13 protein-coding genes are annotated in these 22922 nt (G+C 73.5%); 8 read left to right on the top strand and 5 right to left on the bottom strand.

Features of this window, described 5'->3' with window-relative positions:
• Window positions 1-40: 40 nt before the first annotated feature.
• Window positions 41-1546: a vWA domain-containing protein gene (locus POL25_RS06535; RefSeq protein WP_272085032.1), complete on the bottom strand. Its 1506-nt coding sequence runs from the start codon at window positions 1544-1546 to the stop codon at window positions 41-43.
• Between the two features lie 330 nt (window positions 1547-1876).
• On the opposite strand from POL25_RS06535, the gene POL25_RS06540 reads away from it, so the two are divergent.
• From POL25_RS06540 to POL25_RS06550, 3 genes are all read left to right on the top strand, one after another.
• Window positions 1877-2488 carry an RNA polymerase sigma factor gene (locus tag POL25_RS06540; protein WP_272085033.1) on the top strand — a complete coding sequence of 204 codons (612 nt, stop codon included), beginning with the start codon at window positions 1877-1879 and terminating at the stop codon, window positions 2486-2488.
• A 5-nt stretch (window positions 2489-2493) separates the two neighbouring features.
• Complete coding sequence (locus POL25_RS06545; RefSeq protein WP_272085034.1) at window positions 2494-5466, top strand: serine/threonine-protein kinase; 2973 nt, start codon at window positions 2494-2496, stop codon at window positions 5464-5466.
• A gap of 101 nt (window positions 5467-5567) precedes the next feature.
• Window positions 5568-6506 (top strand): hypothetical protein, encoded by a 939-nt coding sequence (locus tag POL25_RS06550; protein WP_272085035.1) that lies wholly within the window; start codon window positions 5568-5570, stop codon window positions 6504-6506.
• A 404-nt stretch (window positions 6507-6910) separates the two neighbouring features.
• On the opposite strand, the gene POL25_RS06555 is transcribed toward POL25_RS06550, so the two are convergent.
• From POL25_RS06555 to POL25_RS06565, 3 genes are all read right to left on the bottom strand, one after another.
• Window positions 6911-8377, bottom strand: coding sequence for a protein kinase domain-containing protein (locus tag POL25_RS06555; RefSeq protein ID WP_272085036.1), 1467 nt, complete (start codon window positions 8375-8377; stop codon window positions 6911-6913).
• 393 nt (window positions 8378-8770) lie between these two features.
• Complete coding sequence (locus POL25_RS06560) at window positions 8771-12097, bottom strand: tetratricopeptide repeat protein (protein WP_272085037.1); 3327 nt, start codon at window positions 12095-12097, stop codon at window positions 8771-8773.
• A 302-nt stretch (window positions 12098-12399) separates the two neighbouring features.
• Complete coding sequence (locus POL25_RS06565) at window positions 12400-13494, bottom strand: hypothetical protein (RefSeq protein ID WP_272085038.1); 1095 nt, start codon at window positions 13492-13494, stop codon at window positions 12400-12402.
• A gap of 418 nt (window positions 13495-13912) precedes the next feature.
• Between POL25_RS06565 and POL25_RS06570 the strand changes: the two genes are divergently transcribed.
• Complete coding sequence (locus POL25_RS06570; protein ID WP_272085039.1) at window positions 13913-15196, top strand: PAS domain-containing protein; 1284 nt, start codon at window positions 13913-13915, stop codon at window positions 15194-15196.
• Window position 15197: 1 nt separating this feature from the next.
• The gene (locus tag POL25_RS06575) at window positions 15198-16199 is read left to right on the top strand and encodes an isopenicillin N synthase family dioxygenase (protein WP_272085040.1); all 1002 of its coding nucleotides are present in this window, start codon (window positions 15198-15200) and stop codon (window positions 16197-16199) included.
• Window positions 16200-16234: 35 nt separating this feature from the next.
• On the opposite strand, the gene POL25_RS06580 is transcribed toward POL25_RS06575, so the two are convergent.
• Complete coding sequence (locus tag POL25_RS06580; protein WP_272085041.1) at window positions 16235-16390, bottom strand: hypothetical protein; 156 nt, start codon at window positions 16388-16390, stop codon at window positions 16235-16237.
• 888 nt (window positions 16391-17278) lie between these two features.
• Between POL25_RS06580 and POL25_RS06585 the strand changes: the two genes are divergently transcribed.
• The 3 genes from POL25_RS06585 to POL25_RS06595 are packed head-to-tail and all read left to right on the top strand — an operon-like array spanning window position 17279 to window position 22890.
• Window positions 17279-18571, top strand: coding sequence for a TolC family protein (locus tag POL25_RS06585; protein ID WP_272085042.1), 1293 nt, complete (start codon window positions 17279-17281; stop codon window positions 18569-18571).
• A complete protein-coding gene (locus POL25_RS06590) occupies window positions 18568-19734 on the top strand; it encodes an efflux RND transporter periplasmic adaptor subunit (RefSeq protein ID WP_272085043.1) in 1167 nt (388 codons plus the stop codon). Before POL25_RS06585 ends, POL25_RS06590 begins: the two co-directional genes overlap by 4 nt.
• A 6-nt stretch (window positions 19735-19740) precedes the next feature.
• Window positions 19741-22890 carry an efflux RND transporter permease subunit gene (locus POL25_RS06595; RefSeq protein ID WP_272085044.1) on the top strand — a complete coding sequence of 1050 codons (3150 nt, stop codon included), beginning with the start codon at window positions 19741-19743 and terminating at the stop codon, window positions 22888-22890.
• The last annotated feature ends 32 nt before the right edge of the window (window positions 22891-22922 follow it).

A 22922-nucleotide genomic window follows, 5' to 3' on the forward strand; every position in this document is an offset into this window, starting at 1 on the left:
CCTGATTCATAGCGACGATACAATCACCGCGCCGCGCCCATCACAGCGCCCCCAGGATCTGGCGGATCTCCGCCAGGTCGGCGTCGCCGGGCAGCGCCGCCTCGGCCCGCGCCAGCGCGGCGGAGGCCGCATCGAGCATCTCCTTGGAGGACTTGCCGTCGCGCACCGCCTTGAGCGCCTCGGCGTAGGCGAACACGGCCGCGCCCTTCTTGAGCATCGCCGACTCGGCGGCCAGCACCTCGCCGAGCTGCAGCGACACCTGGGTCTCGCGCTGGGCGAAGGTGACCGCGTCCTTCCACTGGGCGACCACGGTGAAGCTGGTGTTGGGGTCGAACTGCTCCGGCGCGCAGGTCTCGATCACCTGGTGGAACACCATCGCGTCGTTGGGCGCGAGGTGCTGCGGCTCGATGTCGGCCGGGTCGGCGGAGAACTCCTCGCCGCTGAACTTGACGATCGAGAAGCCGGGCGGCATCTCGAGGCGCACGCGCACGTCGCGGGCGGCGACCGCCATGGTCTGCACGAACCGCTCGCCGAACATCCGCTGGGCCTCTTCGACGGACGAGACGAACAGCGAGGCGCCGCGGCCGACATCGGTGACGGCGTCCATCAGCGAGTCGTTGTAGGCGTCGGGCAGGCCGACGCCGACGCCGACGAGGTAGATGCCCTCCTGATCCTGGGCGCCCGCGCCGGCGCCGATGATCTCGCTGTCGGTGATGCCCGCGTTGGCGCCGCCGTCGCTGACGAGCACCACGCGGTTGATCCGCGAGGCGTCGAAGTACTGGTGCGCGAGCTCGTAGCCGGCCGTCAGCCCGCCGTGGAGGTCGGTGCCGCCGCCGGCCTGCAGACCGTCGCACACGCCCACCAGCGCCGGATCGTCGGCGCCGGCGATCTCGTGGCCGGCCAGCTTGATCGCGTTCTCGATGTCCCAGCCGACCACCGAGACGACGTCGCCGGCGCGCAGGCTGCCGGCGATCCGGCGACACACCTCCTGCTGCATCGCCATCGCCTCGCCCTCCATGGAGCCCGACTCGTCGAGCACGAGGGTGACGTTCATCAGCCGCCGGTCGGCGTTGCCGATCGCCTCGCCGGCGACGCCGATCTGCATGACGAACTGACCCTCCGGCATGCCTTCGATGCGCGTGAGCTCGGTCGTCAGCGTCAGCTCGCCAGGCTTGGCCGCCGGGTAATTGAACGCGTAGTAGTTGAGGAATTCCCAGGTCCGCAGCGGCACCGACCCGAGGCGGCGGCCGCTCAGGATCGCCTCGCGGGCCTGCACCGGCGAGGAGGTCGAGTTCGAGTCGTCGGGCGACAGGAAGAGCGTCACCGGGCTGTCCATGTCGCACGCGGGCTGCTCCTCGGCCTCGGCGTCGTCCGGCATCGGCTTGGGCGCCGGCTCCTCCCCGGGCGGCTCGCCGTAACCGTCGTAGCCGCCGCTGGCGTAGTAGGCGCCGTCGTCCCCGCACGCGCCCGTGAGCGCGGCCAGGAGCGGGAGGATCAGCGCGCCGGGACGACCGGCGCGCGCGAGCAGAGAGCGATTTAAGTTCAAGCCAAGCATGTTCGTGCCTCCGCGATGGGAGTAACCGCGGCGGCCGATCGAATTGCGGGGGCGAGAAGAAACCCGCGCCACGGGCCGAGGCTTTGCGGCGGACCGCGGTGGCGAAGCGTGCTCTGCCTCGATTCGGCGCTGCCGAAGCCGCCGCACGCCTGCCGCAGCCATGGCGCGCGCTCGGGCTTCGGCCCATGCGCGATCGTCAGCCGGGGCGGACCCGCGATCAGGGTCGGCGCCGGCCCCCGGGACCGCGGCGTCGGCGAGCGCGCGGGCCGCTCCGGGGCGGTTCTTGCGAGCGGACGCGCGGGTCTGTTACGGTGCCCGCCCGTGGCGGAAGCCAGCGATTCGCAGCTGCTCACGGCCTGGCGCGCGGGCGATCAGGCGGCCGGCGAGGCTCTGTTCGCCCGCCATTTCGCGTCGATCGCCCGCTTCTTCCGCAACAAGATCCACGGCGACATCGAGGAGCTGATCCAGCGGACCTTCCTCGGCTGTCTCGAAGGCCAGCAGCGATTCAGCGGCGAGGGCAGCTTCCGCGGCTTCCTGTTCGGGATCGCCCGCAACGTGCTCTACAACCAGCTGCGGTCCAACCACCGCCACGGCGCGCCGCTCGACCTCGACGAGGTGTCGCTGTGCGAGCTGGGCCCGACGGCCAGCGCGGTGGTGGCCAAGGAGCAGGAGGAGCAGCTGCTGCTCGACGCGCTGTTCCGCCTGCCGCTGGCCCACCAGCTGGTGATCGAGCTGTTCTACTGGGAGGAGCTCAGCGTCGCCGAGATCGCCGAGGCGCTGGCGGTGCCGGTCGGCACGGCGGCGACCCGGCTGCGGCGCGCGCGACAGCTGCTCGAGGAGCAGATGGGGCTGCTGACCCGCTCGCAGGCGGTGCGCGAGCGCATCCCGTTCGGCTTCGAGACGTGGGCCCGCAACCTGCGGGACCAGCAATAGCCGCCATGGACCCCGAGCGCCCAGGCCCGCGCCCCGGCGCGCTGTCGGACCTCGAGGCGAAGCTGCTGGCGGCCAGGGTCGGCGGGCGCCTGTTCCAGCGGCCCGCCGAGCCGGTCCAGCTGGGCCGCTACCGCCTGCTCGGGCGCCTCGGCCAGGGCGGGATGAGCGTGGTGTTCCGCGCCCACGACCCGCAGCTGCGCCGCGAGGTCGCGGTCAAGCTGCTGCACGCGCCGCGCGGCCAGCCCGACCCGGAGCAGTTGGCCCGCCTGCGCCGCGAGGCCCAGGCGCTGGGCCGGCTGTCGCACCCCAACGTGGTCCAGGTGTTCGAGATCGGCGAGGCCGAGGGGCAGTCGTTCGTGGTGATGGAGCTGGTCCGCGGGACGACGCTGCGCGAGTGGCTGGCCGAGCGCCCGCGGACGCCGGCAGAGACGGTGGCGATGGTGTCGCAGGCCGGGCGCGGGCTGGCGGCGGCCCACGCGGCGGGGATCATCCACCGCGACTTCAAGCCGGAGAACGTGTTGGTCGGCGCCGACGGGCGTGCGCGCGTGGTCGATTTCGGGCTGGCGCGCGCGAACCCGGGGGCGCCGGCGGACACGGCGACGGGCAGCCTCGACGCGCCGCTCACGAAATCGGGCACGGTGCTGGGCACGCCGGCGTTCATGGCCCCGGAGCAGCTGCGCGACCCGGGCCGCGCCGACGCCCGGGCCGACCAGTTCAGCTTCTGCGTGATGGCCTGGGAGGCGCTGCACGGCGAGCGGCCGTTCGAGGACCTGGCCGCGGTGGCGGCCGGCCGAATGCGGCCGCCGCCGCCCGGGACGCCAGTGCCGGCGGCCCTGCGCGAGGCGCTGGCCCGCGGGCTGCGGACCGACCCTGCCGAGCGCTGGCCGACGATGGACGCGCTGCTGGCGGCGCTGGCGGCCGCGGACGGCCGACGGGCTGCCGGCGGCCGCCGACGCTGGCTGCTGGCGGCCGGGGCCCTGGCGCTGGTGACGGGGGCGCTGCTGGGCGGCCGGGCCTGGTCGGCGCACCGCGAGGCGCGGGCGGCCGAGGAGCTGGCGGCGGCGCTCGAGCAGCGGCTGGCAGGGCTGCTGGCGGCCGGCCAGGTCGAGCGCGCCGGCCACGTGCTGGCCGAGGCGAGCGAGGCGCAGGCCGCTCGCGCCTGGGCGAGCTGGGCCCGGCTGATCGAGCAGACGCCCGGGCAGCCAGCGCGCGAGGCGTGGGCCCACGCGTACGTGTTCGCGCGCGCGGACGCGCAGGCCCGGGAGACGGCCCTGCTCGGGCTGGCGCGGGCGACCCTGGCGAGGCGCGAGGATGGGCGCAGGCGCGCGCCCGGTCAGGCAGCCGCGCTGCTGGCCTTGATCGGCGCCGAGGCGCCGGGCCTGCTCGCTACCCCCGAGCTGGCGCCGCTGCACGCCGCCGCCCGGACGGCCGGCGAGGCCTCCCCGCGGCTCGACCTGGCCCAGCGGCTCGCCGAAGCCGAGGCGCCGCCCGAGGTGGTCGCGCTGGCCCGGGCCGGGTTGCTCGACCTGGCGGCGGCCACCCTGCTGACCCTGGCGGACCGGGCCGAGGCGCCCACCCGCGCGCGCTGGCGCCTGGCGGCGGCCACCCTGCTCGCGGCCGCGCACGACTCGCCGCGCGCCCTCGCCCTCGCCCTGGCGGCCGCCGAGGAGCCCACGATCCGCGACGCCGCGCTGGCCGAGCTGGTCGCCCTCCATGCGCGCGACGGCCACCTCGAGGCCGCTGCCGAGGCTCTGGCGACCCGGCTGCGCGAGTCGAGCGCGGCGGGCCCCGAGGCCCAGGCGCTGCGGGAGCGTCTGGCGACGACCCTGGCCGCCCGCGCGCGCCTGTCGCTGCGCTTCGGCGAGGCCGACGCGTGGACCGTGGTCGACCCCGCGGCCGTGCGCGGCGACCCCATCGATCGCGCGCTGCTGGTCACGGCCGACGCCGGTGTGCTCGCGGCCTGGCCGCTCGAGCTCCGCGGCGATCGCCTGCTCGTGGAGGTGACGCTGAGCCCGTCCTCGCTGGTCGCCGGCGCCGCCTTCACGCTGGCCGTGACCCAGGGCGACGCGACGGCCCAGGTCGGCCTGCGCGTCGAGCACGAGCTGACGCTGACCTGCGCCGGACCTGCTCCTGGCGCCGCCGCCGTCACGCCGCTCGGCTCCGTGCACGCCGACCAGACCTTCCCCGGGCTCGGCCTGCAGCTCGACCTCGACATCACCGGCGGCACCGCCACCTGTCGCGGACTCGACCCCGCGCGCACGATCGTCGCCCGCGACATCGTCGCTCTGCGCGGCACCTGGTCGCCCGGGCCGGCCGCCCTCGAGCTGCGCGGCGCGGACACCCCGCTGGCGCCGCGCATGCGCCTGCGAATCACCGCCATCGACCTGCTCGGCGCCACTCTCGGCGCCTCGCCGGCCGCCTCGCCGTGGCTGCGAGCCGCCGCCTCGCTGGTCGACGGCGACGCCCACGCGGCGAGCGAACAGCTCGCGCAGATCCCCGAACCACGCGCTCGCTTGTGGCAGGCGATCGCCGCCATCCGTCTCGGTCGCGCGCAGGCCGTCGCCGCTTCGCTGGAGCGCGCTCTCGTCGAAGCCCCCGACCTCGAGCTCGAGCTGCAGCGATGGTTGCGCGACGATCCCGACGGCCTCGCGCCGGGCCTGCGGCACGCGCTCGGCGAGGCGCGCTACCTCCAGCTGTTCGCGCGCGCGTGGAGTCACGAGCTCGGCGCACCGATCCTCGAGCCCGCGCTCGTGCGGCGGATCCTCGCCGAGCTCGGCGGCCTCGACGGGCGCTGCTCCGGCGCTGCCGCGTGCGCCGAGCTGCACCGCGCGCACGGCAGGGCGCTGGCGCAGATCGGCGAACCAGCGCGCGCTCGCCGGGCCTTCGAGGCGGCGCTCGCGGTCGCGCCGGCCGACGCTCCGGGTCGTGCGCTGGCCAGCCAGCTCGTCCTCGACCTCGCTCTGGTCAACGCACCATGACACCAGAGTCGCGGCGCATCGCCGTGATCGTTCCTCGATCGCCGCGATCGTCTCCGCCGCAGTTGACGGGCCCGCACCCGCGTGCTGTGCTCCCCCGAGTGATGCGCGGATCGTCCTGGTTGTGGGGCCTGTGTGGTGGAGCGCTGCTGTGCGGCTGCGGCGACGACGGCGACACCTCGACCGGTGGGCAGATGATGTACACCACCCACGGCAGCGTCAGCGACGGCCTCTCGCAGGTCGGTGACATCATCGCCGCGCCTGGCGACGGCGTGTTCGGCGTCCAGAGCGGCACCGGGGTCGGCCAGATCCGCGACGGCTGGACCGTCGAATACCAGAAGGTCCTCGTCTCGCTCGGCAGCGTCACCCTCAGCACCGCCGGCGCCAGCGACGTCGAGATCGTCGCCGACTACGTGATCGACCTGCAGAGCCTGCCGACGAGCGGCGCCCTCCTCGATCACGCCGATGGCCGCCCGCGCCCGTCCTCGATCGGCTTCACGTTGACGCAGGCGGACCCCGATCGGGTCCGGCCGCTGTCGCCCTTCACCCTCGAGCAGGACGCCGCGCTGATGGCCAAGAACGGTTATGCGGTCTACGTCGAGGGCACGATCGAGAAGGCCGACGGCAGGTCGTGTCGGCCCGAAGCGCCGGCCGACTGCGCGCCGGCGCCGAGCGTCAAGTTCCGCTGGGGTCTGCCGAACGGCGTGGCCTACGACGATTGCGTATGGACCGACCCCGCCGCCGCCAGCCAGAGCGTCAGGCTGGCGTTCCCGGCCGTGACCTGGCTGCAGACCTCGATCGGCGCCGAGCGCCCGACCCTGCGCGCGCAGTGGATCGCCGACGCCGACCTCGACCGCGACGGCGAGACGACCCTCGCCGAGCTGCAGCAGATCGACGCCACCACCCTGCTGACGCGCCGCCGCGGCTACGACCTCGCCGGCGCGGCCGGCCCGGTCGCCACGGTCCACGATTTCCTGCGCGAGCAGGTGCGGGCCATGGCGGTGCGCAGCTGGGGCGAGTGCGGCACGATCCGCGACCTCTGACAGCACGTTTCACGTGGCTCGATGCGAGGATGACCTGCGCGCGGCGGCTCCAGCCGTCGCGCGCTCGCTGTGAGGCACGGACACTGCCGGTAGCGAGCCGGGCGAACGTGCAGAGCGCGCCCCGTCGCTGGAGCGCGCTTTCACGGGCGTAGCGGTTTGCGGCCGGTTGCCGCAATTCGTGGTTCCCCTGCGCGGCCGGTCACCGCGAATCGCGGCTCACCCCGGCGCTGATGATTGCGGCGATTCTCGGTTCGCTGCCTTCTCGGCCTTTTGCCACGATTCGCGGCTCACCCTTCGCGGCCCTCCGCCACGATTCACGCTGCGACCCGCACGGCCCTCCGGGCCACGCCGACGAATCACTGCATGTCCCGAGAGACACCCGTCCTTCGCCGCCGCGCCCTGCGTCACTCCGCCGCCTGGTGGTGCCCCTCGCCTTGCGAGCCGAACGGCTCCAGCGCCAGCGCCAGCTCGTCGACCGAGGCGAAGCGCTTGTTGCGGTCCTTTTGCAGGCAGCGCACCACGACCTGCGCCAGCGCCTCCGGCACGTCGGGCCGGTGCAGCGGGAGGCGCGGCGGTTGGGCCGTCAGCAGCTGCGCGCACACCTCGACCACCGACTCGGCCTCGAACGGGCGGAAGCCTGCAAGCATCTCGAACAAGATCACCCCGAGCGACCACACGTCGCTGCGGACATCGACCGTCGAGCTCTCCACCAATTGTTCGGGCGACATGTAATGCGGCGAGCCGGCCCGGCTCAGCTTGGACGCCGCGTCCTCGGGCCCCTCCTCCTGTCGCCACGGCCGCGCCACCCCGAAATCGAGCACCTTGACGATCGGGGGGCCGGCCTCGCTGCGCGTCAAGAACAGGTTCGAGGGCTTCAGGTCGAGGTGCAAGATGCCCGCCGCGTGCACCTGCGCCACCCCCGCGCACGCCTGCAGCATCAGGTCCGCCACCTCGTGCGACGGCAGCCCGCCGCGTCGGTCCAGCAGCGAGTCGAGGTCCTCGCCGTCGAGCCGCTCCATGACGATGAAGGGCGCCCCGTTGCCGAGGTTGCCGGCGTCGAGGATCCGCGTGATGTGGTCGCCGCGCAGGCGCATGAGCACGCGCGCCTCGTGGACGAATTTCTCGAGCATCTCGGCGTCGCTGCGGGTCGCGGGCAGCAGGAACTTGATCGCCACCGGGCTCTTGGTCTCGAGATCGGTCGCCCCGACCACCAGGCCCATGCCGCCCACGCCGATGATGTCGCCGAGCCGGTAGCGGCCCGCGATCGTGTCGAGCGGCAGCGGCGTCTCGCGCAGGACGTCGCTCAGCACCGTGCGGCTGGCCGAGGGCGAGCGCGGCAGCTCCGACGGCCCCGTGAGCTGGTGCTTGAGCGCCGACAGCTGCCGGCGCAGGCGCAGCTCGGTCGACAGCTGGCGGGCCAGCAGCGCCAGCGCCTCGAGCTGTTTGGCCGACAGCTGGCGCGGCACGCGGTCGATCACGCAGAGGGTGCCGACCGCGACCCCGTCGTCGAGCACCAGCGGGACGCCGGCGTAGAAGCGAATGCTCGGATCGGAGGTGACCAGCGGATTGTCGGCGAAGCGGGCGTCCTTCAGCGCGTCGGGGACCACCAGCGGGTCGGCCGGATCGAGGATCGCGTGGGCGCAGAACGCCTGCTCGCGCGGCGTCTCCGACACGCTCAGGCCGATCCGCGACTTGAACCATTGCCGCTTGTCGTCGACCAGGGTGACGAGCCCGATCGGCGTCGAGCACACCTGCGTGGCCAGGCGGGCGATATCGTCGTACGCGGGCTCGGGCTCGCTGTCGAGGACTCCGCACCGCTCGAGCGCCTCCAGGCGCTCGCGCTCGTTGATCGGCTTGGACGGGACCAGCATTCCGGGAGCAAGTCTATGGCACGTCTCCGGCCCGCGGGAGACACCTCGCATTGGCGTCTGCTGCAGCGGTCCAGCTCGCCGCACGCCTGCACTGGACTCCGCGCCCGGACGCGAGCGTCGTTCCATTGGACATAAAACATTGTATGGAGGGCACGGCCGTCGGCCCGTACCACACCGACCGAACGCAGAGACGCGCGCGTCGGCGCGCAATCACCGGTCCGCGCGGCCCTGCAGATCCGGCTCGGCTCGCCGGCGGCGGCGCGGCGCGGCGGATGCGACGGGTGGTGATTGGTGGTACTGACAGTCACATCGGTGCATTGACGGGCGCCTCACCGGCCGTCGGGTGCGGCCAATGCAGGTCGCGGGCGCGAGTGATTCGCGGCGCCCCGGACCTCAGGGCCGCAGCCACGCCTCGACGGCCGCCAGCTCCTCCACGAACCCCGGCCCGGCCTCGCGCAGGGTCGCGGCTGCCTGCTGGGCCAGCTCGCGGCTGCGCGGCGGGTCGTTCGGCGCCAGCGCCCGGGCCAGGTGGAATTGGGCCTCGGCCCGCTGATGGCCGGCGATCCCGCCCTTGCTGCGGATCTGCACCGCCCGCTCGAGCACCGGCACCGCGGCCACCGACTGCCCGCGAGCCAGCTCGAGCTCGCCGAGCGCCACCAGCACCTCCGCCACCTCCGGCGTCTCGCGGCCGAGGCCCTCGCGGATCGCCAGCGCCTCGCTCAGGCTCGCCTCCGCCTCGGTCAGCGCCCCGCGGGCCAGGTGGGCCTCGCCGAGGCGCAGCAGCGACGTCCCGGTCGCCGGGTGCTTGCGCCCGCGCGCCCGCGCCGAGATGGCCAGCGCCCGCTCCAGCGTCGCCACCGCGGCCGTCGGATCGCCGCGGCGCTGCAGCAGCCCCAGCGTGTTGAGCATCGGCGCCAGGTCCGGGTGACTCGGCCCCAGCGCCTGCTCGGCCATCGTCGCCGCCTCGCTCGCCTGGGCCAGCGCCGCCTCGCGCTCGCCGCGGGCCGCTCGCACCAGCGCCAGGTTGCGCAGCGAGCTGGCGATGTCCGGGTGGCCCGCCGGCAGCATGCGCTGCTGGATCGCCAGCGCCCGCTCGTGCAGCGCCTGCGCCTCCGCGTAGCTGCCGATGCGGTAGTTCAGCGTGCCCAGGCTGTCGAGGATCGCCACCACCTCCGGGTGCGCCTCGTCGAGCTTGCGCTCGCGGATCGTCAATACCCGCTGCAGCAGCTCGCGCGCCGCCAGGCGGTTGCCCTCGAGCAGCTCGAGCAGCCCGAGGTTCTGCAGCGTCACCGCCACGTCGAGGTCGCTCGGCCCGAGCCGCGCCTCGCGGATCGCCAGCGCCCGCGTCAGCAGCGTCCGCGCCTCGGCGTAGCGGCCGCGCACGTGCTGCAGGCGGCCGAGGTTGTTGAGCGACGTGCCGACCTCGAGGTCGTCGGGGCCGAGCGCGTGCTCGGCGACCGCGACCGCCTCCTCGAGCAGCGGCAGGGCTGCGTCGTAGTTGCCGCGCTGCTGCTCGAGCAGCCCCAGGTTGTTGGCCGACACCCCGACCGCCGGATGATCGGCGCCGAGGGCCTCGCGGCGGATCGCCAGCGCCCGCGTCTGGGCGGCCAGCGCCGCGTCCAGCGACTCGCGGCTGCGGTGGATCCCCCCGATCACGTCGAGCGCCGTCGCCACGGTCGGATGATCGGGCCCCAGCAGCTCCTCGCGGATCGCCAGCGCCTGCTCCATCCCTGCCAGCGCCTGCTCGTACTCCCCGCGCGACGCGTGCACCCGCGCCACGTTCTGGGCCAGGCTCGCCCCCAGCAGCCCGCGCGTCTCCCCCAGCCGCTGCACGATCACCTCGGCCGGCAGCGCCCACTGCAGCGCCTCGGCCGCGCGCGCCCGGTCGCGGCCGATCGTCGCCACCAGCTGGATCGCTGCCCCCGCGGCCACCTCGTCGGCCCGCTGCGCCTCCGCCTCGACGTACACCTGGCGCAGCGCCGCCTCGGCGCGCGCGAACGCGTCGCCGCACTCTGCCAGGTCGGCCACCAGGTCGCGCGCCGCCACCACCAGCGGCGGGTGCGGCAGCGCCTCGGCCGCCGCCAGCATCGCCTCCGCTTGCGTCAGCCCGCCGCAGTCGCCCGCTGCCAGCCGCCCGCGCGCCTGCTGCAGCTCGCGGCGCAGCCCGTGGACCCGCTCGCGCGTGGCCGCGTCGTCCGGCGGCGCCGGCATGCGCTCCAGGTAGCTCTTCTCCGCGCACGGCTCCAGCGCCGCCAGCCCGGCCATCGCCGGCACCAGGCGCTGCACGTTGGCCGCCGAATCGCTGGTGAACACCTCGAGCAACGCCGCCAGCGCCTCGCGCCGCTCGTCGAGGCACGCCACCGCCTGGCGGTACAGCGCCGGCGGGCGCGACCCGTCGACCTCCGCCTCGGTGCACACCTGCGTCCGCAGCTCCGCCCACGCCCCGGCCCAGCGATCGATGCGCGGCACCGCCTTTTGGAACGACGTCTCGGCGAACGGCGCCCCCGTCGCCAGCAGCGCCGCGTGCAGGCCCGCCCGGGCCCGCTCGTGCCACACCGCCTCGATCTCCCGCCCTGCCGCCGCGCACCCGGCCGCGCTGCGAGCTCGCAGCCCGAGCACCCCCGCCGCCACCAGCCCCACCGCCAGCAGCCCGAACAGCAGCGGCCGCCGCCGCTGGCGCGCCAGCCCGCGCTCCAGCTCGACCAGCAGCGCCTCCATCGATTCGAACCGCCGCGACGGCGAGCGCGCCAGCCCGCGCTCCAGCACCCGCCCCAGCCACCCCGGCACCCGCCGCGGGCCCTCCGGAGGCCGCCCCAGCGGCCCCTCCGTCACCGAGAACATCAGCTCGTGCACCGACTCGCCGCGGAACGGCCGCTCCCCGTACAGCGCCTCCCACAGCGCCACGCACAGCGCGAACTGGTCGGTGCGCGCGTCGACCTCGTCGTCCATCCACTGCTCGGGGGCCATGTACGCCGGCGTCCCCAGCCGCGTCCCTGCGCGCGTCAGCCGGACATCGGTCGCGCTCGCCCGCAGGTCGCCCGTCACGCTCGGCTCGCGCGACGCCACGGCCCCGCCCGCGCGCGCCAGCCCGAAGTCCATCACGCGCACTCGCCCGTCGCGGCCGACCATCACGTTGTCGGGCTTGAAGTCGCGGTGCACCAGATCGACCGCGTGCGCCGCCGCCAGCCCCCGCGCCGCCGCCGCGAACACCTCCACGATCTCCCGCAGGGACCGGCTCCGCTGGCGCAGCCACCCGCGCAGCGTCGCCCCGTCGACGAATTCCATGGCGATGAACACCTCGTCCACCTCGCCGTCGCCGACCACCCCGACGTCGTGCACCGCCACCACGTTGGGGTGGCTCAGCCGGGCCAGCGCCCGCGCCTCGCGGATCATCCGCGCCGCCTCGCCCGGGCTCGCGTCCGGCCGCAGCAGCTTGAGCGCCACCTTGCGGTCGAGCTCGGGGTCGTGGGCCGCGTACACCGCCCCCATCCCGCCGGTCCCCAGCAGCGACAGCACCACATAGCGCCCGACCACGCTGCCGCGCACCCGCGTCGGCCGGGCCGCCCCGTCGCCCGTCGCCGCCAGCCCGTCCGACCCCGCCGGCAGCGTCTCCGACGCCCCCAGCAGCGCCTCGCGCTCCTCCGACGGCCGCCCGGAGCTCTGCGGCCCTTGCAGCAGGGTGCGTTCGTCGTGGTCCACGGAGCGGCGGCCGATCGTCATGCGGACCTTAGCCCGGACGGAGTACCCGCCGCCCGGGAAAAAATTGCCCGCCGGCCACAAAACCCCCGCTCGCGGATCCGCCCACCCGTGGACGCCCTCGCGGCGGGGCGCCGCCTCGCCGTGAAGCGCTCGCCCGTCTTGCGAGCGGCGCCCAGACCGCTGCGCACGTCACATGTCCCCATGAGCATGTCCTGAGGACCAGGCCGAAAATTCACGAGAGTCGATACCCGTCGACGGCCCCCGCGGGACCGAAGATTGACCTCGATCCAGGCGCGGCGGCTCGCGCCGTCACGCCCTCGGGCTCACGGCGGCGGGCCCACGAACGCGAGCCTGAGCTTCGCCTCCCCGCGCAAGCCATCGTCCGCCGGGAATCGCAGCAGCAGCACGTGCTCCCCCGCCTCCAGCGAGCCGCGGATCGTCTGCCCCCCGTGCGAGCCGAGGCTCTGGCTCATCGTCGCCGACGCGCAGGCTTGCAGGACCCCCTCCACCCCCGCCCCCTCGATCGTAAAATCATGAAGCCCCGCCCTGGCCACCTCGACCACGAAGGTCGCCTCGAACGCGGGCTGGCCGTCCACCAGACCGGGGCCGAAGAACGTCCCGTCGCCGCACTGACTGACCACCGACCGATCGATCGAACCTTCCGCGTCCCACGCCAGCGGCTCGCCCTCCCCGCAGCCGAGCGGTCGGTTCAGCCCGTAAATCGGCTCGTCCATCGCCGCCAGCGCCTCGCCCCACGAGCGCCCGTAGATCGATTCGAACACCTCCACGAATTGAGGCAGCCGCGCGTCCCCCGGCAAGGCCACACGAAACGCCCGATACTTGGCGGCGCCGTCGCGCGCCACGATCGACCCGACGAAATGCTGCGCCAGCAGATAATCGAGCTCGCCGCGCTCCACCATCGCCTCGAACGCCGCGGGGAAGCCCGCCACCACGCCCGCCGTCGACGTGCCCGACCCCAGGTGCTCCGCCAGCCCCTCGCCGAGCACCTTCGACCCCGCCTGTCCCAGCGCCGGGACCTCGACCGCGTGCACGAGCTCGTGACGATTGACGACGGTGCGCGAGACGATCAGCCCCGAGTCGCGCGATTCATCATACCGGTAGCAATCGCGCGAACGCTCGCAGGCCCACGGTTCGCCCGAGGCCGCGAACGCATCCCACACATAGCGAATCCGTCCGGTCGGGACCCCGACCCCGACCGCCCCGGCGACCGCCGCGACGAACCGCTCCTCGCGCGCGAGGAAATCATCCATGCACAGCAGCGACGCGTCGGCGTCGGTGTGAAAATCGATGAATCGGCCGCTCGCCACCAACGGTGGCAGATCCTCGCCCGCACAACCCGCCGACCCGCCGAGCAGCGCCGCCGCCGTGATCACCAGCCTCGCGCGATTGTTCGGCACGCGTGAACGTTACTCGAAGGCGAGCCTCTCGCCCGCGCCGGCCGCACTCGCGGTCGTGCATCGGCGTGCGCCCGTGCTCGCGAGAGCGATCGCCCCGCTCGCCGCTTTCCCTGCCAACCATCGCACCACTCGGCGAATGCGCTCATGGATCCTCGGAGGCGCTGCCTGTCTCGCCTGACAGCGCATCCCTCGCCACACGCTCCCGCCATCGCACCCGCAGCGCCGGCCAGCGAATCGCCATTGCCCACGCGCCACGATCGGCCCGCGCACATGCGTAAGTCGAGGTAAGCAAGCAGCGACACGCCCCCCTGCGCAGCGACGCGCACTGGGGCCACGAGACCTCAGGCAAGCTCGCATCCCCGGGGGGCGCATGCATCGCCCGTGGATCCACCGCATATGCTCAAGTCGTCGCGAGCCGATGAGTGAAAACGCCGAGATCGCCCGCCTACAGGCGGAGAACGCCGCTCTCCGTCGCCGGGTCGCCGAGCAGGACGATCAGCGCCAGCGGCTCGAGCGCCTGCTGCAGACCACCATCGACCACGTCGATTCGCTGATCTATCTGCGCGACGCCGACGGCCTCTTCACGCACATCAATACCACCTACGAGCGCCTGACCAGCCTCTCGCCCGCCGCCGTGATCGGCCGCCGCGACTCCGACGTGTTCCCCAAGGAGGTCTACGAGGCGTTCCGGATCGCCGACCGGCAGGTCGCCGAGTCCCTCGCCACCGTCACCCAGGAGGAGCTGCTGCCGCAGGACGACGGCATGCATTTCTTCCGCTCTTACAAGTTCCCGGTGCTCGGCGCCGACGGGCGGATGATCGCGCAAGGCGGGATCTCGACCGACCTGACCCAGCAGCGGCGCGCCGAGGCCAAGCTGCAGGCCACCAAGTCGATCTTGCAGGCGATCGTCGAGAACGCCCCGCTGGCGATCCTCGCCACCGACAGCAGCCACAAATACGTGCTGGCCAGCAACGAGGCCGCGCGCCAGGTCGGCCTCAAGCCCGAGGACGTGCTCGGCAAATACGTCACCGACATCCTCCCGCCCGGCGCGGCCGAGGCCATGCAGGACACCACCGCCCAGGTGTTCCGCACCGGCACCACCCTGGTGCTCGAGCAGAAGGTCCCGTGGGAGGGCTCCTTCAAGGTGTTCCTCACCCACATGTTCCCGATCCGCGACGACGACGGCCAGGTCGGCGCCGTCGGCACGATCGCCACCGACGTCACCGATATGCGCCGCGCCGAGAGCGAGCACCTCCGCCTGCAGGAGGAGGTCATTCACGCCCAGCGCTCGGCGCTGCTCGAGCTCTCGACCCCGATCGTCCCGATCGTCGACGGCGTGCTGGCCGTGCCGCTCATCGGCGCCATCGACCGCGAGCGCAACCAGCAGATCGCCGTCGCCGTCCTGCAGCACGTCGCGGCCACCCGCGCCGCCGTCGTCATCCTCGACCTCACCGGCGTGCGCCACGTCGAGGCCGACATCGTCGACGCCTTGATGCAGACCGTCCGGGCCATGGGCATGCTCGGCGCCGAGGCGGTCCTGACCGGCATCTCGCCCGACCTCGCCGCGATGATGGCCGACCTCGACGAGCCGCTGCGGCACATCACCGTCCGCCAGACCTTGCAGCACGGCATCGGCCACGCCCTCACCAAGCTCCGCGAACGTCGGACCGGTCATCGCCGCAGCGCGGCAGGAGAGCATTGACATGAGCAGCGCCCCTTCCTCGGAGATCCCGGTCATCGACATCGGCCCGTTCGGCGACGGCGACGGCCCCGGCGCGGCCGCCGTCGCCGCGGCGTTCGACCGCGCCTGCCGCGACCTCGGCTTCGTCGTCGTCGTCGGCCACGGGGTCCCGCAAGCGGCGATCGACGCGGCGCACCGCAGCTCCCGCGCCTTCTTCGACCTCGAGCTGGCGCAGCGCGACCGCTACGCCGCCCCGCCCGGCGGCTTCGTCGGCTACCGCGGCCTCGGGGCCGAGGGCCTGTCGTATTCGCTCGACCAGGAGACGGTGCCCGACTTCAAGGAGGCGTTCACCGTCGGCCGCATCGAGCGCGGCGACGAGCCCTACTTCACGTCGGAGATCGGTCGCATGTACATGCCCGACCTGTCGTGGCCGACCGAGGTCCCCGAGTTCGCCGCCACCTGGACCGAGCTGTATCGCCACATGGACCGCGTCGCCTGGCGACTCATGCGCGTGTTCGCGGCCGCGCTGGCGCTCCCGCTCGGTTTCTTCGACGACAAGGTCGACCGCAACATCAGCTGCCTGCGCGCCATCAATTACCCGCACCAGTCGACCCCCGCGCAGCCGAACCAGCTCCGCGCCGGCGCCCACACCGACTACGGCAGCTTGACCCTGCTCAGCATGGAGGACGCCCCCGGCGGCCTCGAGGTCCAGCGCGCCGACGGCTCGTGGGTGCCCGTGCGCGTCCCCTCCGACGCGTTCGTGATGAACGTCGCCGACCTCATGGCCCAGTGGACCAATGACCAGTGGCGCTCGTCGATGCACCGGGTCGCCAATCCGCCGCCCGACGCCAATGGCAACACCCGCCGGCAATCGCTGGTGTTCTTCCACCAGCCGAATTACGACGCCGAGGTCATCCCCCTGGCGAGCTGCTGCGGCCCCGACACCCCGCCCAAGTACGCCCGCACGACCTCCGGCGAGCACCTGTTCATGAAGATGACCAAGGCCAAGAACATCAACGTGTGACCGGCCCGGGTCAGCGCGCGTAGAGACGCAGGACTTCAGCTGCGAGCCGCGCTGCCGGGCGCCGAAGGCTGCGGCACCGCGCCGCGAATGCGCCCGTCCGGGTGCGCGCGCAGGCGATCGAGCGCGTGGCGGTAGAGCTTCCCGGGCCCGTTCGGGTAGAGAAACGCGATCGCACCCAGCGCGCGCAGCACCTCCGTCTGCTCGCTCGATGAGGTCGGGGACCGCCGGCTTCGTGTCCGGTTCGCGGCGCAGCGACCGTGGGTCGCTGCGGAAGGCCTGCGCGTGCGCCGGGCTGTAGCCGTGGGTCGCGTGCGGCGAGCGGGCCTGCAGCTCGTCCAGGAGCGCCTGCCGGTCGTCGTCGTTCAGGTGCGTCGTCTGCAGCTCGACGCGGGTCCCGTCCTCCAGCCCGAGGGTCACATAGTCGTGGGTCCCGCGACGATTTCCGTGCGTGGTATGGCCGTAGATCCACACGATCTCGTCGCTGAGCAGCTGTTCGCGCCGGCCGGTGGCGGCCTGCCGGGGCCGAGCCGCGCGGCGCGAAGCGGCCGCCCGCACGCGGCGGACCATCGGCCACACGTGCGAGAGCTGCACGGCGAGCGCCATCAGCAGGATCATCGGAATCACGAAGATCGCCAGCGCGACCCCCATCTTCCAGCCGACGACCGCGCCGAGGCCCAGGCAGCCCACCGCCGCGATCGGCGTGAGGGAGACGAGGAAGACTCGCGTCGCGCCGTGCGTGGAGATCGATCGGAGGCAGCGCTCGAGCGCGGGCGAGGAGCTGACGGCCATGCCCGATGGTAAGGGCCCGTGGGGACTTTGAAGCGGTAATTCAGGGCCGCGACGGCGGGGGGTAGGGAAGCGCGCGTGGGTTCGTTCGCTCGCCAGCGGGACGAGCATCGGCGGCGCTCGAGCCTCGCGCCCGACAGGTGCCGACGGCGAGGGTCCGGGCGGGCGTCGATGGCACGGCCGCCGCGGACGCGCCGGGCCGGCTTGCCGGCTCGCGCCGCTGGCATACACCCGCTCGGGTGTCGCCCTCGCGCCCTCGACCCGACCCGCTCCGCGCCCGCTCCGCCGCGCGCGTGATCGTCGTCGCGGCGGCGCTCGGCTGGCCTTCGGACCAGGCGAGCGCGGCGCCCCCGGGCGCGGACGGGCCGCCGGTCGGGCCGTCCGCGGTCGAGCGCATGGACGTCGACGCGGCGGTCGCGGAGGCGCTGCGGCTCAACCTGCAGCTGCTGGCGCAGATGCACGAGGTGCCGCTGGCGCGCGCGGAGGTGATCACGGCGCGGCTGCGGCTCAACCCCACCCTGAGCCTCGGCGCCGATCACCTCGACCTGCTCGGCACCCACTACGACAACGTCAACCACGCCGGGCCGCAGGAGTTCTTCGCCCGCACCGACGTGATGATCCGCGGCGGGCGCAAGCGACAGCGGCGGATCGAGGTCGCGGAGACCGGCGTGGCCGTCGCCGAGCAGCAGCTGCGCGACGCGGCGCGGCGGCTGATCCGCGACGTGCAGTGCGCCTGCGTCGACGTGCAGTACGCGGCCGCGGCGGTCCAGCTCGCCGGCACCAACCGCGAGCTGTACGCCCGGGTCATCGCGCTCAACGAGCTCCGCGTCGGCACCGGCGACCTGGCCCGGGTCGACCTGACGCGCGCGCAGATCGCCGAGCTGCAGGCGCGCAACGAGCTGCGGCAGGCGCAGGGGGCGCAACAGGTGGCGGCGAACAACCTGGCGCTGCTGCTCGGCCGCACGCGCGTCGCGGCTGCGATCTTCGTCACGGGCGAGATGCGGGCCGACGCCGGGGCGTACGCGCTGACCGACATCCGCGCGCAGGCGCTGCGACAGCGGCCCGATCTGCAGGCGGCCCGCACGGAGCTGCGCTTCACCGAGTCCGACATCCGCCGCCAGATCGCCGAGGGCAAGGTCGACCTCTCGCTCGGCGTCGAGGCGCGCCGCCAGCAAGGCCTGGCCGGCACCGGCAACTCGCTCGGGTTCTTCTTCGTGGTGCCGCTGCGGCTGTTCGATCGCAACCAGGGGCAGATCGAGCGCGCGCGCCAGCTGGCGGCCCAGTCCGAGCAACGGGCGCGGGCGGTCGAGCAGTCGATCCGGATCGAGGTCGAGAACGTCCACGTCGACTACGAGGTGGCGCGCGACCTGCTGCGCAGCTTCGAGGGCGGGATGCTGGCCAAGGCCGAGCAGGTACTGGCGACCGCGGAGTACGCCTACGAGCGCGGCGAGGCCGGGCTGATCGAGCTGATCGACGCGCAGCGGGCCTTCAACGACACGCGGCGGACCTACAACGAGGCCCGGGCGGCCTACGCCAAGGCGCTGTACGTGATCGACGCCGTGACGGCGCGGGAGACCCCGCAGTGACGACGCGAGCGTGGCTCGTGATGTTGGCGGCGGGCTGGCTCGGGCCGTGCCAACCACGGGCGCCGCAGCGCGAGACGGCGGCCGTGTCGGCGACGTCGCCGCAGCCGGGCCAGCCGACGCAGATCGAGCTGCCGCCCGACTCGCCGATGCTGCAGGCGGTGCGGATCGGCGAGGTCACCGCGCGCGAGCTGCCGTCCGACGAGGTCGTGTCGCCGGCGCAGATCGAGATCGATCCGAGCCGGCTGTCGCACGTGCTGCTGCCGGTGACCGGGCGCGTACGCGCGGTCGAGGTGAGGGTCGGCGATCACGTGCGCGCCGGTCAGAGGTTGCTCGAGCTCGACAGCCCCGAGGCCGATGCGGCGATCGCCCACTTCGAGCAGGCGGGGGCCGACGTGCTGGCGGCGCGGGCGGGGCTGGCCAAGGCGAACGCCGACCGCGCGCGCGTGCTCGGGCTGTTTCAGCACGACGCGGTGGCCCGCAAGGAGGTCGACAACGTCGAGGCGGCGCACGCCGAGGCCCGCGCGCAGCTGGTGCGCAGCACGGCCGATCGCAAGCAGGCGCGCCGCCGCCTCGAGCTGCTCGGTCTGAGGGTCGGCGACCCGCGCGACACGATCGCGGTCGAGGCGCCGATCTCGGGGACGGTGCTCGAGCTGCACGTGGCGCCCGGCGAGTTCCACTCCGACACGGCGCAGCCGCTGATGACGATCGCCGACCTCAGCGCGGTGCTCGTCACCGCCGACGTGCCGGAGAACCTGGTCCGTCTGGTCACGCTCGGCGAGTCGATGCAGCTCGAGCTGGGGGCGTATCCAGGCGAGACGTTCGCGGCGCGGGTGGTGCGGATCGCCGACACGGTGGAGCCGAAGACCCGGACGATCAAGGTGCAGGCGGCGCTGCCGAACCCCGAAGGCCGGCTGCGCCCGGAGATGTTCGGGCGGGTCCGCCACGCGCGGGCGTCGGCGGCGATGCCGGCGGTGCCGCAATCGGCCGTGCTCCACCGCGACGGCGGCGACGTCGTGCTGGTCGAGCGGGGCGCGGGGAGCTTCGAGGTGCGGCCGGTGACGATCGGGGCGCGCAGCGGCGAGTGGCTCGGGCTCACCGAGGGCGGGAAGGTCGGCGACAAGGTGGTGATCGACGGCGGGCTGCTGCTGCTGCCGCCGGAGTGACAGGCGATGCTGACGCGACTCCCGACGCTGGCCCTGCGCTTCCGCCTCGCGGTGCTGTTCGCGGCGGTCCTGTGGATCGCGGCCGGGACGTACGCGCTGCTGACGCTCAAGATCGAGGCGTACCCCGACGTCTCGGACACGCAGGTGGTCGTCGTCACGACCTTGCCCGGCTACGCGGCCGAGGAGGTCGAGCAGCTGGTGACGGTGCCGATCGAGCGGGCCCTCGGCAGCGTGCCGCACGTGATCGGCCGGCGCTCGCGGACGATCTTCGGCCTGTCGGTGGTCGAGCTGACGTTCGACGACCGCATCGACGACCTGGTGGCGCGCCAGGTGGTGCTGGAGAAGCTGCGTGACGCCGATCTGCCGCCGGGGGTGTCCTCGTCGCTCGGACCGATGTCGTCGGCGATCGGCGAGATGTACCGCTATCACCTCGTCAGCGACACGCTGACGCCGATGCGACTGCGGACCCTGCAGGACTGGGTGGTGGCGCCGCGGCTGCTGCAGGCGCCGGGGGTGGCCGATGTCGTCACGTTCGGCGGCGAGGTCCGGCAGTACCAGGTCGAGCTCGACCCGCTCGCGCTCGAGAAGTACCACCTGTCGATCGAGGACATCGACGGCGCGATCGAGGACAACAACGCCAACGCCGGCGGCGGGGTGATCGACAACGGGCAGCAGGCGATCGCGGTGCGCAGCGTGGGTCAGCTGCAGTCGGCGGAGGACATCGCGTCGACGCTGGTGGGCGTCGACGACGGGGTGCCGATCTTCGTCCGCGACGTCGCCACGGTGCGGATCGGGGCCGCGCCGCCGACAGGCATCTTCGGCATCGACGCGACGCAGGGCGGGGTCGAGGGGCTGGTGCTGATGCGCCGGTGGGAGAACCCGAGCGAGGTGCTGGCGGGGATCCACGCCCGCGTCGACGCGCTCAACGCCGGCGAGGAGCTGGCGGGGGCCCGCATCGTCGGGTTCTACGACCGCAGCGAGATGGTCGGCCGGACGCTGCGCACGGTGTCGCGCACGCTCGCCGAGGGCGTGAGCATCGTCGTGCTGGTGCTGGTGTTCCTGCTCGGCAGCGTGCGCGCGGCGTTGCTGACGGCGCTGACGATCCCGATGTCGCTGCTGTTCGCGTTCGTGTGCATGAAGCTGGCGGGGGTCGCGGCCAACCTGCTCAGCCTCGGCGCGCTCGACTTCGGCATCATCGTCGACGGTACGCTGGTGATGGTCGAGGCGCTGGTGCACCGGCTGCAGCGCCGCCCCGACCCGGGGGCGCCGGCGACGGTGGCGGAGCTCGACGAAGCGGCGTGCGCGACGGCGCGGCCGATCGTGTTCTCGCTGGCGATCATCATCGCCGCGTACCTGCCGCTGTTCATGCTGCAGCGGATCGAGCGGCGGCTGTTCACGCCGATGGCGTTCACGGTCAGCACGGCGCTGCTCGGCTCGCTGCTGCTGTGCCTGACGCTGACGCCGGTGCTCGCCAGCTACCTGTTCCGCCGCCGGGTCCGGATCCGCGACAGCCGGGTGATGAAGGCCAGCGCCCGCGCCTACGAGCGGTGGATCGGCCGGCTCGTCCGCCGCGCGCGGCTGGTGGTGATCGTGGCGGCGCTGGCGACGGTGGCGGCGCTGGTGGTCCTCGGGCGCCGCGTCGGCACCGAGTTCCTGCCGCAGCTCGACGAGGGCTCGATCTGGATCCGCTGCAACTTGCCGCCCGGGCTGTCGCTGTTCAAGTCGGCCGAGGTCGCGTCGACGATCCGCGCGCTGGTGCTGCAGTCGCCCGAGGTGCGGCTCGTCAGCTCGCAGACCGGCCGCAACGACTCCGGGACCGACCCGTACGGGCCCAACCGCAACGAGCTCCTGGTCGCGCTGCAACCTTATGACACATGGCCTAAAGGACAGATCAAGGCCGACCTGGTCGAGGCGCTGGCGGCCCGGCTGCGCGCGGCGATCCCCGGCGCGACGTTCAGCTTCACCCAGCCGATCCTCGACAACGCGACGGAGGCGGCGACCGGCTCGTCGGCCGACCTGGCGATCATCATCCGCGGCCCGGACCTCGGCGAGCTGCGTCGGCTGGCGGTGCAGAGCCGCGAGGTGGTGGCGGGCATCCCGGGCGCGGCCGACACGGCGATCGAGCAGGAGGCGGGGCAAGAGCAGCTGCGGCTGCGGCTGCGGCGGGCCGACATGGCGCGCCACGGGGTCGACGTCCGCGACGTGCAGCAGCTGGTGAGCCTGGCGATCGGCGGGCGCCCGATCGACACCGTCTACGAGGGCTCGCGGCGGTTCGCGGTGGCGCTGCGGTTCATCCCGGAGGCGCGGGCCAGCGGCGACGCGATCGGCCGCCTGCTGATCACGCCGCACCGCGGGGGCCGGGTGCCGCTGGCCGAGGTCGCCGACATCGAGGTGGTCGAAGGCGCGACGATCATCGCCCGGCGCGAGAACCACCGCCAAGTCACGGTGCGCACCAACATCCGCGGGCGCGATCAGGGCAGCTTCGTGGCCGAGGCGCAGGCCAGGCTGCGGGCAGCGCTGCAGCTGCCGCCCGGGTACCAGCTCGAGTGGGGCGGGCAGTTCGAGAACCTCGAGCGCGCGCGCCGGCGCCTGGTGGTGATCCTGCCGCTGACGCTCGGCATCATCGTGTCGCTGCTGTTCTTCGCGTTCCGCTCGCTGCGCTGGGCGCTGCTGGTGCTGGCGTGCGTGCCGTTCTCGCTGCTCGGCGGGGTGTTCGCGCTGTGGCTGCGCGGGATCCACCTCAGCGTGTCGGCGGCGGTCGGGATGGTGTCGCTGTTCGGGGTGGCGGTGATGAGCGGGGTGCTGCTGGTCGAGTCGATCCGCACGGCCGAGGCGGACACGGCCGCGGAGTCGGCGGTGCGCGGGGCGACCCGGGCGCTACGGCCGCTGCTGCTGATGATCCTGGTGGCGCTGCTCGGGATGGTCCCGGCCGCTCGCGCGACCGGCATCGGCTCGGACGTGCAGCGCCCGCTGGCGACGGTGGTGGTCGGCGGGCTGCTCTCGACGCTGTTCTTGACGCTGCTGGTGCTGCCGTGTGCGGCCTCGCTGGTCCCGCGGACCAGGGCGGGGAAGCGGCAGGGTGGTGCATCGGACATGTCCCATGCGACATGTAAAGATGGACATTCCCCGTCGGACATGAGCGCTCCCGGCCCATGACATGTCCTCCACGACATGCCCGGAAAGACACC

Source organism: Nannocystis bainbridge (assembly GCF_028368995.1).
Lineage (GTDB): Bacteria > Myxococcota_A > Polyangia > Nannocystales > Nannocystaceae > Nannocystis > Nannocystis bainbridge.

Bases quoted from the DNA above. Each gene is read 5' to 3' on its own strand.
- POL25_RS06545 (WP_272085034.1), top strand. From the start codon at position 2,494: ATGGACCCCGAGCGCCCAGGCCCGCGCCCCGGCGCGCTGTCGGACCTC.
- POL25_RS06550 (WP_272085035.1), top strand. From the start codon at position 5,568: ATGCGCGGATCGTCCTGGTTGTGGGGCCTGTGTGGTGGAGCGCTGCTG.
- POL25_RS06555 (WP_272085036.1), bottom strand. From the start codon at position 8,377: ATGCTGGTCCCGTCCAAGCCGATCAACGAGCGCGAGCGCCTGGAGGCG.
- POL25_RS06560 (WP_272085037.1), bottom strand. From the start codon at position 12,097: ATGACGATCGGCCGCCGCTCCGTGGACCACGACGAACGCACCCTGCTG.
- POL25_RS06570 (WP_272085039.1), top strand. From the start codon at position 13,913: ATGAGTGAAAACGCCGAGATCGCCCGCCTACAGGCGGAGAACGCCGCT.
- POL25_RS06575 (WP_272085040.1), top strand. From the start codon at position 15,198: ATGAGCAGCGCCCCTTCCTCGGAGATCCCGGTCATCGACATCGGCCCG.
- POL25_RS06595 (WP_272085044.1), top strand. From the start codon at position 19,741: ATGCTGACGCGACTCCCGACGCTGGCCCTGCGCTTCCGCCTCGCGGTG.